Source organism: Marinobacter salexigens (genome assembly GCF_002806945.1).
Taxonomy (GTDB): Bacteria; Pseudomonadota; Gammaproteobacteria; order Pseudomonadales; family Oleiphilaceae; genus Marinobacter; species Marinobacter salexigens.
Window position 1 is genome coordinate 493,695 of sequence record NZ_NIHC01000004.1, and the last position, 12,379, is coordinate 506,073.

Annotated in this window: 9 protein-coding genes; all 9 read left to right on the forward strand. The window is 49.3% G+C overall.

The features are described from left to right. Positions 1-10: 10 nt before the first annotated feature. The 9 genes from CDH47_RS10220 to CDH47_RS10265 all read left to right on the forward strand — a co-directional run bounded on the left by CDH47_RS10220 (position 11) and on the right by CDH47_RS10265 (position 12,298). Positions 11-1,138 (forward strand): GNAT family N-acetyltransferase, encoded by a 1,128-nt coding sequence (locus CDH47_RS10220; protein WP_193601639.1) that lies wholly within the window; start codon positions 11-13, stop codon positions 1,136-1,138. Further along, on the forward strand, positions 1,128-2,213 hold the full coding sequence (locus tag CDH47_RS10225) for a FemAB family XrtA/PEP-CTERM system-associated protein (RefSeq protein WP_100639761.1): 1,086 nt from the start codon (positions 1,128-1,130) through the stop codon (positions 2,211-2,213). Before CDH47_RS10220 ends, CDH47_RS10225 begins: the two co-directional genes overlap by 11 nt. Continuing rightward, positions 2,210-4,579 carry a glycosyltransferase gene (locus CDH47_RS17700; protein WP_239985698.1) on the forward strand — a complete coding sequence of 790 codons (2,370 nt, stop codon included), beginning with the start codon at positions 2,210-2,212 and terminating at the stop codon, positions 4,577-4,579. Before CDH47_RS10225 ends, CDH47_RS17700 begins: the two co-directional genes overlap by 4 nt. Beyond that, the gene (gene asnB / locus CDH47_RS10240; RefSeq protein ID WP_100639762.1) at positions 4,579-6,474 is read left to right on the forward strand and encodes an asparagine synthase (glutamine-hydrolyzing); all 1,896 of its coding nucleotides are present in this window, start codon (positions 4,579-4,581) and stop codon (positions 6,472-6,474) included. The genes CDH47_RS17700 and asnB overlap by 1 nt, the downstream gene beginning before the upstream one ends. Continuing rightward, positions 6,471-7,622: a glycosyltransferase gene (locus CDH47_RS10245; protein WP_338038008.1), complete on the forward strand. Its 1,152-nt coding sequence runs from the start codon at positions 6,471-6,473 to the stop codon at positions 7,620-7,622. Before asnB ends, CDH47_RS10245 begins: the two co-directional genes overlap by 4 nt. A 43-nt stretch (positions 7,623-7,665) precedes the next feature. After that, complete coding sequence (locus CDH47_RS10250) at positions 7,666-8,460, forward strand: glycosyltransferase family A protein (protein ID WP_100639763.1); 795 nt, start codon at positions 7,666-7,668, stop codon at positions 8,458-8,460. Between the two features lie 39 nt (positions 8,461-8,499). Then, a complete protein-coding gene (locus CDH47_RS10255) occupies positions 8,500-9,825 on the forward strand; it encodes an O-antigen ligase family protein (RefSeq protein ID WP_100639764.1) in 1,326 nt (441 codons plus the stop codon). A gap of 15 nt (positions 9,826-9,840) precedes the next feature. Then, complete coding sequence (locus CDH47_RS10260) at positions 9,841-10,761, forward strand: glycosyltransferase family 2 protein (protein ID WP_100639765.1); 921 nt, start codon at positions 9,841-9,843, stop codon at positions 10,759-10,761. A 64-nt stretch (positions 10,762-10,825) separates the two neighbouring features. After that, complete coding sequence (locus CDH47_RS10265) at positions 10,826-12,298, forward strand: oligosaccharide flippase family protein (protein WP_275667849.1); 1,473 nt, start codon at positions 10,826-10,828, stop codon at positions 12,296-12,298. Positions 12,299-12,379 lie beyond the last annotated feature (81 nt).

Genomic DNA, 12,379 nt, shown 5'->3' on the forward strand with positions numbered 1-12,379 from the left:
ATATAGCACCATGACAGCAGGATCGCTGACTGTGACAACCGAGCCAGCCGCCGCGTGCGCCACCTTACGCAGCGACTGGCTGGATCTGGAGCGCCGTGCACAACCCACGGTGTTTCTTTCCTGGCAATGGCTCGGGCATTGGCTGCATGTTTACAAACCAGATGCCTTAGTACTTCGTGTAATGGAAGGGGATCGGCTGGTTGGCCTGGGGTTGGTGGTAGAAACGGATGAGCGCCGACACGGTGTTCTCAAATCCCGCTGCCTGCGCCTGCACCAAACTGGCCACAAATTGCTGGATCAGATCTGGATAGAATACAACGGCTTTCTGGCTGAGTGTGGCAAGGAAGATGCTGTAGCCAAAGCCTGCCTGGGACACCTGTGCCGTGAAATGCCGGGCTGGGACGAGTTTATTCTGGGCGCCATAGATGCCGATGAGGCAGACCGATACGCGCAGATTACCGGCCTCTACAAACATCTGCGCTGGGAAGCACCCTGTTTTGGCGTGGATCTGGATGGCCTGCGCCGAAGCGGTGGTCATTATCTCGATACGCTTTCACGAAATACCCGGCATCAGATCAACCGCGCCCATCGGCTTTACGGTGAGCGCGGCGAAGTAAAGCTGGTGCGCCCGGACTCCACAGAGGAAGCGCTCGCAGTATTTGACCGCATAGGCCCAAGGCACCTTAAGCGTTGGGGTGATGGTCCCGACCAGAGCGGGTTCGCCAACCCGGATTTTGTTCGCTTTCACCGGGAGCTGATCCGCGCGCAATGGCCGGAAGGGGGCGTTGATCTGGTTTCTCTGATGGCGGGCGACGAAGAGATTGCCTGCTTTTATAACCTGCTGCACAACCAGGTCGTCTACTTCTATCTGGGTGGCATGGCCGTTGAAACGGACAACCGCCTCAAGCCGGGTTTACTGGGCCATAGTTTGTGCATTGAAGACTATCGCCACCACGGCTTTCATTATTACGATTTCATGGGCGGGGATGAACGGTACAAATCCAACCTGGGGCATTTTCATCGCAACCTGGTTCAGATCGCCTTGCAGCGCCCCCGCTTCAAACTGAAGCTTGAAGACGTGGCGAGGCGAGCAAGAAACCGTTGGCTTAAAGAGGCGAGTGCCGGCAATGAACCTTGAATTACAAGCCCGGGCCTCCCGATTTAACGTATTCCCGGCAGACGAATACAACCGTTATGTTGCAGACCACCCCCAAGCAACGCCTTACCATAAGAGCGCCTGGCTGCAAGCCGCAGAGAGCGCCTATGGCCACACGGGGTGGTTGATCAGTGTTCACCATAATGAAACGCTCTGTGGTGTGCTGCCCCTGGTGGAGGTAAAACCACCCATTGGTGCGAGTAGCCTGGTTTCTTTGCCATTCTGCGATTTAGGCGGAGTGCTGGCAGACACCGCAGAGATACGACAGCGACTGATTACTGAAGCCCAAACCCTGGCACAAACAAATCGCATCAAAACCCTGGAAATCCGTGAAGGCGGAATGGCACTGGATACCCAAAACGATGCAGCGCTGCCCGGCAACACAAAAGTACGAATGCTCTGTGGTCTGCCAGAGAACAGCGAAGCCCTGTTCAAAAGCTACAAGCCCAAACTCCGTAGCCAGATTCGCAAAGCAGAGAAGAACGGGCTAAGAGCGGAGTTGTGCACAGAAGCGAACGCCGTGGATCTGTTTTACGAAGTGTTCGCCCGGAATATGCAAAGGTTAGGTTCGCCGGTACACAGCCTGCAATGGTTTCAGGAACTGAAGGCTGCTTATGGTGAGTCAATGCTGATTGGCATTGTATTTCAGGACGCAAAGCCTGTTGGCGCAGGCATAGTGTTACTGGGCGGAAAAGAAGCTTGCATCCCCTGGGCTTCCACACTGGCAGAATTCAACCGGCTGGCGCCTAACATGCTGCTGTATTGGACGTTGCTGAGCCACGTGTGTGACATAGGTTACACCCGATTCGACTTCGGCCGTTCAACACTGGATGAAGGCACCTATCGCTTTAAAAAACAGTGGGGCGCTCAGCCCTATGAATTGATCTGGACAGAATACCCTGGCGGCAAATCAATCCCGCAGAGTGCACCAGCAAGCGCTAATGGGATATCTACAGCCTCCCGGCTCCGGCCTCTTATTGAAAACATCTGGCGACGCTTGCCACTGCCATTTGCCAACTGGCTTGGCCCAAAATTGAGACGATACATCACCCTATGACGTTTGTACTGTTGTTAACACTGCTTTGCCTCGCCGTACCCGTGTACGTGTATTTCGGGTACCCGGTGATATTGTGGCTGCTTACCCGTGGCCTGCCAGAGATCACCCACCGCCGGGGCGAGCACAAACCTTCAGTGGCATTGATTATTTCCAGCTACAACGAAGCAGACGTAATCCGCGAGAAACTGCAAAACGCGCTGGAGCTGGACTACCCGCAAGAGCTGCTCCAGATCATTGTGGTATCAGACGGTTCAGACGACGGCACAGATGAGGCCGTAAAAGAGTTTGAAGACGACCGAATCCTGTTGATCCGCCAGGAAGGCCGGTTAGGCAAAACCATGGGCATCAACCTGGCCATGGAACAGGTAAAAGCCGACATCACCGTATTCAGCGATGCTAACGCCATGTACGCCACCGATGCCATCAGCAAACTGGTACGCAACTTCGCAGATCTGGATGTGGGTTACGTGGTGGGCGCAGCCCTCTACACTGATGCAGGTACCGGTGCCAGTGCGCAAAATGAAAACCTCTACTGGCGCTACGAACTGGCCATCAAAGCCATGGAATCCCGCCTGCATTCCGTCGTGGGCGGCGATGGCGCTATCTACGCCATTCGCACCAAGCTGTGGGAGCCGCTGCAGCAGCAGGACATCAATGACTTTGTGAACCCCCTGCAGATCATCGCCAAAGGCTACCGGGGCGTGTTCGATGCAGAGGCAAAGTGCTTCGAAGAAACCGCCGGCGATTTCGATCGGGAAGTGGCCCGCAAAGAACGCATTGTAAACCGTAGTATTCGTGGCCTGATGCGGGTAGGGCAGGTAATGAACCCTGCGAAATCAGGAATATTCGCATGGGAAGTGATTTCCCATAAGTTGCTCAGGTGGTTGATCCCGTTGTTCCTGCTCGTCGGTGTTTCAGGTAGCGTGATTCTGGCTTTCGCAGGTTTTGGCCTGTTCAAGCTTATCACTGCAGGCACAGTGTTGATCTTAGCACTGACGCTTGTGGGGCACCTATCTGAAAATCGCAACCAATTGCCCAGCTGGATTGCCACGCCTTATTACTTTGTGATGGTGAACGGCTATGCGGTGCGAGGTATTGTGAAGGCGCTGCAGGGGCGGACTCAGGTAACGTGGAATAGTGCCAGAAACACAGAAACAGGGAGCGTTCAGAGTGACATGCCAGTGAGTAAGCTACGTGTACTTCAATTCATTACCCCGGCCGGTTTTTATGGGGCAGAGCGTTGGGTTCTGGCGCTGGCCAACAACATCAACCGAGATGACGTTATCTGCGATCTTGCAGTCACCCGGGAATCTCCGGATCAAGATCTTTCGGTGGCCGAATACTATCCTCGCGATGATGGCCAGCAGGTTTATTACCTGGACATGAGCGGGCGGTTCGATTTTCGAGTGGTTAGCCAGTTGTGTGATGTTATCCGCAACAACAAGATTGATGTCATTCATACCCATGGATACAAATCGGACATATTAGGCCTCCTGGCCGCCAAGCGAACGGGTATTGCCTGTGTGAGCACACCGCACGGATTCTCCGGCAAGGTGGGTTTCAAACTCGCCACGTTTATTCGTATTGGCACTTACATGCTTCGTTACTTCGACCGTGTTGTTCCGCTGTCGGAGGAACTGATGGACGACATGAAGCGATTCAAAGTGCCCGAAGCCAGAACATCGTTCATCCGCAATGGTGTGGACCTCACAGAAATTGATGCAGCTTTGGCAAATCTGCCTCAGGTAAATGCCTCTGATGAAGATTCCCCAATCATCGGCTTTATCGGCCAGATGATTCCCCGAAAGGGAATACCGGATCTTATAGAGGTTTTTGACCAGATCTACCAAGCGCAGCCAGACCTCCGTTTGCAATTGCTGGGTGATGGCAGCCAAAGAGTGGAGTTGGAACAACAGGCGGCACAACTGAAAAGTGTTAACGCCATAGAGTTTTTGGGTTTTCGAAGTGATCGCCTGGAACTGCTGTCCAAATTCAGTTTGTTCGTTATGACCTCGTCACTGGAGGGCATTCCCCGGTGCATGATGGAAGCCATGGCCGTAGGTATTCCTGTGGTGGCTTATGATATTCCCGGTGTCGATCAGCTAGTAGAGCATGGCAAAACAGGCTTACTAGCACCCTTTAGTGACAAGGCTGCACTGGCGGCCTGTTGTAAGCAAGTTTTGGAAGACCCCGAACTGGCGACCACGCTTAGCCAAAATGCCCGGGAGATGGTGCATGCACGCTACTCTGCCGCCCGCATGGCCGATGAATATGAAGACTTGTTCCGGGAGCTGACCGGTAAAGCCAAACCTGTCTCCACCACAGAACCCTATGTACAATCCCTGGCAAAGCGAGAGGTGGGTTAATGTGTGGATTGGCGGGCTTCCTTCGCACTGCCTCAACACCGGGTAGAGAAGCCCATCAGGGCTGGCTCGAGAACATGGGGCAGGCCATTCTCCACCGTGGCCCGGATGCAGGTTCAACTTGGCTTGATGACTCGGTAGGTCTGGTACATCGAAGGCTGAGCATCCTTGACCTGAGCGACGCCGGCATCCAGCCTATGGTGTCCGCATCCGAGCGCTATGTAATTGCCTATAATGGCGAAATCTACAACTTTCAGGAGCTGCGTGACGACCTTTTAAGCCAAGGCCATAGCTTCCGAACGCGCACAGACACGGAAGTTCTACTTGCGCTTTACGAGATACATGGCCCCCAGTGCCTCCACCTACTGAATGGCATGTTCGCACTGGCCATTTGGGATCGCACCGCCCGAAAACTGTTCCTGGCACGGGATCGCCTTGGTAAAAAGCCGCTGTATTTCTACGAGGCCAATGGGCAGTTCGCATTTGCGTCAGAGCTGAAGGCTCTCACACCCGCTCCCTTCGTTAAAACCGAGTTACGGCACGATGCAATCAAAGACTTTTTTGCCTACCAGTATGTGCCCGACCCGAAAACCATCTACAAAAACGTCCACAAACTGGCACCAGGCTATTGGTTAGAGACGGACGGCTCCCACACACACCAGCAACAGTATTGGGATGTGTCATTCAACTCTCCTTTAAGTGCGAACCTGGATGAACTGCAAGACGGCCTCTACAACCTGATTGACGATGCCGTTCGCCTGCGCATGGTAAGCGATGTACCCCTTGGCGCATTCTTGAGTGGCGGTATCGATTCGAGCGCGGTAGTGGGGTTGATGGCCGGCCATACCAGCCAGCCAGTCACAACCTGCGCCATCGGGTTTGATTCCAAGCGGTTTGATGAAGTGCACTGGGCCAAGAAAGTGGCCGAGCAATTCAAAACTGATCATCACGAATTTACCGTGAAGGATAATGTCGCAGACAGCCTCGGCAGCATTGCTCGCTTTTTCGATGAGCCCTTTGCAGATCCATCTTTTGTGCCCACCTATTTCGTATCACAACTGGCCCGCCAGAAAGTCACCGTGGCACTGGCGGGCGACGGTGGGGATGAGAATTTTGCAGGCTATAGCAAATACTACACAGATCACGTTGAAAACCGGTTACGGGGCCTGTTCCCAGCAGGAATTCGCCACAACCTGTTCCCCAGCCTTGCCCACCTGGCAGGAATGGTCAACTCCGGCCCTACACGCAAAGCCAAATCACTGTTGGGAACTCTCGCTCTGGAGCCGGATGAAGCCTTTTTTATCACCAACAGCTTCTTTCGCAGAGATGTGTGGAACGATCTCGTGACCGGGGAGCTGAAACGGGAAACCCAGGAGTACGATCCTGCGGACATTACCCGAGCCCATTACAAGAATGCAGACACGGAGGATCATCTTTCCAGCATTCTCTATACAGATATAAAAACCTACCTTCCCGGGGATATTCTGGTAAAGGTAGACCGCATGAGCATGGCAAATTCACTGGAAACCAGGGCCCCGCTTCTTGATTATCGAGTGGTGGAATACGCTGCGCAGATACCAGCGGCCCTTAAACTCCACGGCAAAGAAAAAAAGTACATTCTGAAAAAAGCGTTTGAACGCCTGCTCCCAGAAGATGTTCTGTACCGAAAGAAGATGGGCTTCTCCGTGCCCTTGGCGCACTGGTTGCGCCATGAATTGAAGCCTACCGTTGAGCAGCTTTTGCTGGCTTCAAATAGCGGCGTGGCCAACTTCTTTGAACCTGCAGGCATCCGCAAGCTATGGCAAAAACACCTGGCAGGGGACGACCAGTTCACACAGGAGCTATGGTCGCTACTGGCCTTTGAACTCTGGTGGCAGCAGTATCAGGTGAGTGCATGACGATGGAAAAACGCAACAAGGCAATACAGCCATCCCAAGCGCTACTGCGGGTTCTGCACCTCACCTTCAACATGGGGATCGGCGGCACAGAGCAGGTTATCCGGCAACTTGTTGAAGGCATGAGATCCGAAGGCATCGAATCTGAAATTCTCTGTATTGATGGGCACATAGGCCCTATTGGAGAAGCGCTTCAGCAGTCCGGTATACTTGTTCATGCGATAGCGCGAAAGCAGGGGTTTGACTGGTCGCTGATTGCAGCAATCCGAAAGCGCGTGAGGGAGGGGTGCTTTGATGTGGTGCACTGTCACCAGTATACGCCTTGGGTGTATGGGTGGTTGGGAGCCTTAGGAACAAGTGGCAAAGTAGTCTTTACGGAGCATGGACGTTTTTATCCGGACAGGTACCGCTACAAAGCAGCACTTATAAACCCTGTGTTCGCTTTATTAACACCCGCCATTGTAGCTATTTCATCGGCAACCCGAGATGCCTTGGCCCGCTATGAATTTATTCCAAAATACAAAGTCAGGATTATCTACAATGGGATATCACCGCTGGTCTCAGACGAGGAAGCGGTGAGAAAGTTGCGGAAAGAACTAGGTATTCCAAACGGGGCGTATGTGGTAGGGACGGTTTCCAGGCTCGACCCAGTCAAGAATCAAGCTATGATGTTGCGCACCTTTAAAATGCTCCTTGAGGAGCGCCCGGATAGTTGGTTGTTGATAGTCGGCGATGGGCCGAGTAGACCGATGTTGGAAAATATGGCCGAAAAGCTCGGGATTGCTCACAGAACGAGCTTTACGGGTTTTGTTAATGCGCCTGTCCATCATTTGGCAATGATGAATATATTCCTGCTCTCCTCGTTCACGGAAGGCACTTCAATGACGCTGCTCGAAGCGATGAGCCTTGGCATACCGACTGTCGCGACCAATGTTGGTGGTAACCCGGAGATTCTGGAGGATGGAGGTTCCGGCGTTTTAGTGCCAAGTGATGATGCAGCATCTTTCCACCAAGCTATCTTGCTTTTAACAACCGATGAGGATTCTCGAAAAGAGAAGTCAAAAGCTGCAACCTCAGCGTTCAGGAATAGATTCTCTAGCGAAATTATGGCTGACCAATATGCCACTATCTACAGATCTATATGCAATTGAAAAATGCAGGGAAATTTGTGCGAATAATCCAGGAGGATGAATCATGGAATTAGGCATTGTCATGCCGCTCAAAGCTAAAGCTGTTGCAAAAGATTGGTCAGTGACGAGCGAAAACTTGAAGGCGACAGTAGATAGTGTGCTGGCACAAAACTCTGATGCTTTCCATGCCGTTGTTGTTGGGCATGACTGCCCCGCATTTTTCGCAGAGCAGTCTTATCAGGATAGTAAATGCGAGTTTTTGCCTTATAGTGATTTTGAGCCTCCAAAGGCGGGGCCAGATGAACCGGAAAATCAGTTGAAGTATGAGTTTGATCGCTGTACCAAAATTCTTCGGGGTATTATGCACCTTAAGCAAAAATACCCGTCGATTACTCATTGGTTTTCTCTTGATGCAGACGACCTGGTCAGAAATAACTTTGTTGAGGTGCTTAAGAAACATGAGCAATTTGATGCGATTATATTAGAAAAAGGCTATTTTTACTTTAAAAACACTGGCATCTTTCATGAAGAGAATGAATTTAGTGCATATTGTGGATCCAGCTCAATAATTTCAGATAGAGTTTTCGATTTGCCAAGCCAGGTTAATGAAAAAAGCTATAGGGATACGCCGTTTGGAAATATTTCTCATGTTCACATGAGGAAGCGATTGCATGAGGGAGGCTGGTCAATAAGCATCCCTGAGGAAAGGGTAATAATGTATGTGCGTGATAATGGCGAAAATATAAGCAATGATGCTTTTCGTAAAACATATTACAATCAATTTAAAAAGCTTGCTAAGCTGATTTTAAGGTACAAGTTCGTGGGAAAAGATGTCAAAAAATCTTTTGGCCTTACGTAATATGTTTATTTATTTCTAAGAAAAGCCTCAGGAAGACTGATGTCCAAGTTTGCTTTGTTATTTTTAATGGTTTTTTTTGGCGGCATTCTTAGTGCTTTGCTTTTTACACCTGTAGCATCTTTTCTTGTCTACCAGCTTGTCTATTTCTTGAATCCGGATATTCGTTGGTGGTCTGCAAGCATTCCCGGAATCAGGTATTCATTTATTACAGTAATTGTGATGTTTATGGTGCTTCTTTCCCGCTATAGTAGTTTGTCCTTGATTGCTCCTTGGAAAGAACAACCTGTTTTCAAGTGGATGCTAGCGTTAGTCGCACTTTATTTTATTTCTCTGATGTTTGCTGTTGTACCTGAAGTACATAAACGCTTTGCAATTGATTTTGCAAAGCTTGTTTTAATCGTGATGATTGCATATAAGCTAGTGCATACAGAAAAAGCACTTGATGCATGCCTTTGGGCTTATATCGTCGGAGCTACGTATATAGGTTACATGGCTCGAGAGGTGGGTCGAGATGGTCAGGGCAGGGTAGAAGGTATCGGTATGGTTGACACTGGTGGTGATGGCAACATGACCGCTGCTGCGATGGTACCGGCATTGATAATGCTTATATATCTGGCTTGGTTAGGGAATAAAAGGATCAGGTTTTTTGCGCTTGTATGTGGTGCCCTTATCGCCAATGGCATCGTGCTTATTAACAGTCGGGGCGCATTCCTGGGAGCCTTGGTTGGTGGCTTATTTTTTCTTTTCTTTATGATTTTTTCGAAATATCAAAGAAAAGGCCAGCGTGGAACTGCCATATTTATAATCTTAGTGGCACTTGGCGGCACGATATATGTGGCAGATGAGCTTTTTTGGGCTCGAATGCAAACGATTCAGGAAGTTGACGATGGCGGGAAAAGCGGTTCTCATCGGATAGATTTTTGGATGGCAACATTCGATGTGGTCCGAGATTATCCGCTGGGAGTTGGTATCCAGGGCTACACCGAGTTGAGCCCCAGTTATCTTCCCGAGCACTATTTTGAGGGGCGAAAAATAGGTAAAGCCGTGCATTCAACCTGGTTTCAGATGTTGTCGGAGCTTGGCTGGCTTGGGCTTTTCTTATTAATCGCACTTCTAGTTTCAACATTGAAGTTGTCTAAACGTACAAAACAGCATCTCTTGGATATGGAGAAATATAACGCTTACTTCAAGGTGTTAGCACTGGAGGGGGCGTTAATAAGTTTTCTGGTGGCGGGCAGTTTCATCGATAGAGCCAGGTCAGAAGTGCTTTATTGGTTGATTTTATTCATTGCAATAGCAGCCAATATATATTTATTTCGCGATACACACCAATCAGATGATACGAGCCTCAAAACACGTAGTTAAGGAAGTCTATAAGTCATGAAGGGATTAGTGTCTGTTATCGTGCCAGTCTATAATCGCGCCCACCTTGTGGCGGAGACTATAGAAAGTATTCTTCTTCAATCTTATAAATCTGTTGAAATTGTCTTGATAAATGATGGATCTACCGACAATTCACTGGCTGTCCTCAGGGAATATGAGAGTAGGTTTCCAGATCGGATTCGCGTGATTGACCAGCCAAATCAGGGGCAGATCATCGCTAGAAACAATGGCATTAAGAGGGCTCGTGGAAAATATATCGCGTTTCTCGACAGCGACGATCTCTGGATCGAGAATAAACTCGAGTGGCAAATACCTCTATTTAGTGAAGGGGTTGGGCTCGTCTATGGAGGCGTCGAACTGATCAATGAATACGGGGATACCACGGGCTTTGACCCCTGTGATGCCGCTATTCAGGGCGAAATCTACCCACAGTTATTGGTCAAAAACAGAATGACGGGGGGATCCGTTGTGGTTCTACGGGAGGCACTGGAGAAGGTCGGAGTGTTTGATCCCGAATTCAGCGCCGCAGAAAATTGGGATCTCTGGCTTAGAATCTGCAAAGAGTACCAAGCTCGGCTGGTTGACAAGCCGGTAGTCAAGTATCGGCTGCATCAAAATAATATGTCGAAGGATGTGGCGTTAATGCAACATGCGAAGTTGCAGATTATGGAAAAACACTGTGATAAAAAGTCGCCGGACAATTTGGTCGCACGGTATTCCAAAATGGCAGAAGCCGATCTTTTCTACCGATTAGGTGTGTATTATTTTTCGCAGGAGCAGTTCGGAGAAGCGATTCGGAACTTTCTGCGAGTGATGGTAATCTCCCCATTCTACGAGGACACCCCAGTGCGATTACTTAGAAGTTTGCTTGGAAGCCAAGGTAACCGCATGCTTCGAAAGTTCAAAAAAACGCACTGATGTTCAGGTTACTTCACTATTTTATCGAAGTGCCAACTTTACTAATTCTCTCAGGTGTGTCCAATTGCCCAGTGTAAAACAGGCTATTCTATATTCGTCTCTAGGACGATACCTTCTAATGGTCATTGGCTTGATAAGTTCCATGGTCATGGCCCGATTACTTTCGCCGGAAGAAATCGGCACCTTTGCTATTGCAAGTTCGGTGGTCGTGATCATGGCAGAGTTCCGAATGCTTGGAGCGAATACCTACCTCGTTCGACAGGCTGAAATAACCAGTGAGAAAATTCGGTCAGCCTATGGCCTTACGATATTAATTTCGTGGAGCTTGGGCATAGCGCTCGCTACGGCGTCATCCTCATTGGCAGGCTTTTTTCGGATAGAAGGACTGACTTTTGTTTTTCTTATCCTCGCTTTCTCTTTTCTGTTAGCACCTTATATCAGCATACCTGATGCTTTGTTAGCAAGAGACTATCGTTTCCGGGAAATCTTTACTATTAATTTAACATCATCCGTGATTCATTTCGGTGTGGTGGTGGTTCTCGTCAAGAATGGGCACAGCTTTTACTCATTGGCCATTGGCCAAGCCACCTCAATATTCGTGAAGTTCGTGCTAAGCCTGTACTTTACTCGTGAAATAAAAGTCTATATGCCGAAATTTACCGGAATCAAAGAGATTGCTAAGTTGGGTGTGTTTACATCGGTGAGCCACATAGTGCGTAACTCACAGCAGACATTTCCTGACATGTTGATTGGTAAGTTAGGTAGCCCGACGCAGGTAGGCCTTTTTTCCCGCGGACTCGGTTTTACTATGTTCATCTCAACTCTGCTGCTCTCCGGTATATCTCCCGTCGCGCTGCCTTATTTTTCAGAGATAAGGAACAAAGGTGAGGATGTGGTAGCAGCCTATCATCTCGCCTCAGAGTTGATTGCCGGTATAGTGTGGCCCGTTCTTGCAGTAGCCAGTGTTGCGAGTCTTCCCGCTATTCGACTGATGTTTGGAGATCAGTGGGATCAGGCTGCACCCATTGCTACTGTGGTCGCCTTCTGGGCAATCCTACGTTCTGCTCATGTTATGGCGCCCAATGCAATGATCGCAGTGGGTAAAGAGAGTTCTATGTTAGTGAAAGAAGTATTAGTTTTTACAGTGTTTCTAGTGAGTACATCAATTGCGTATATACAGTTAGGAATGCCGGGGGTTGCATATGCATTCGTGTTTTCTGGTTTTACTGACTTCCTAGTATCGTCCTGGTTTATGAAAAATAAAGTTGGAGTGGGCTTTCTAAAATATTGCGTTGGAATGAGCAGTAGTGCTCTTGTTGCAATTATTTGCTGGAGTGCAGTCAGTTTACTTGATTGGTACATTTCATTTGATGATACATCTCCTTTCGTGGTCTTGATATACATTATATGTGTGCTTCCACCAGTATGGGTTCTCTCGATTTTAGTTTTAAGGCATCCGTTGAAAAAGCAATTCGGCGAAATTTACCAAAAATTTTTTTCTAGGGAGACTCTGAATAAGTCTCAAAATCAGCGATAATACGGCCATCGTCAACCGCACAGGATTCGTTGCCACCATGGATCAGATTACCTTCTCCGAAGCCGAGTACCAGACCAAGAA

Bases quoted from the DNA above. Each gene is read 5' to 3' on its own strand.
- CDH47_RS10220 (WP_193601639.1), top strand. From the start codon at position 11: ATGACAGCAGGATCGCTGACTGTGACAACCGAGCCAGCCGCCGCGTGC.
- CDH47_RS10225 (WP_100639761.1), top strand. From the start codon at position 1,128: ATGAACCTTGAATTACAAGCCCGGGCCTCCCGATTTAACGTATTCCCG.
- CDH47_RS17700 (WP_239985698.1), top strand. From the start codon at position 2,210: ATGACGTTTGTACTGTTGTTAACACTGCTTTGCCTCGCCGTACCCGTG.
- asnB (WP_100639762.1), top strand. From the start codon at position 4,579: ATGTGTGGATTGGCGGGCTTCCTTCGCACTGCCTCAACACCGGGTAGA.
- CDH47_RS10245 (WP_338038008.1), top strand. From the start codon at position 6,471: ATGACGATGGAAAAACGCAACAAGGCAATACAGCCATCCCAAGCGCTA.
- CDH47_RS10250 (WP_100639763.1), top strand. From the start codon at position 7,666: ATGGAATTAGGCATTGTCATGCCGCTCAAAGCTAAAGCTGTTGCAAAA.
- CDH47_RS10255 (WP_100639764.1), top strand. From the start codon at position 8,500: ATGTCCAAGTTTGCTTTGTTATTTTTAATGGTTTTTTTTGGCGGCATT.
- CDH47_RS10260 (WP_100639765.1), top strand. From the start codon at position 9,841: ATGAAGGGATTAGTGTCTGTTATCGTGCCAGTCTATAATCGCGCCCAC.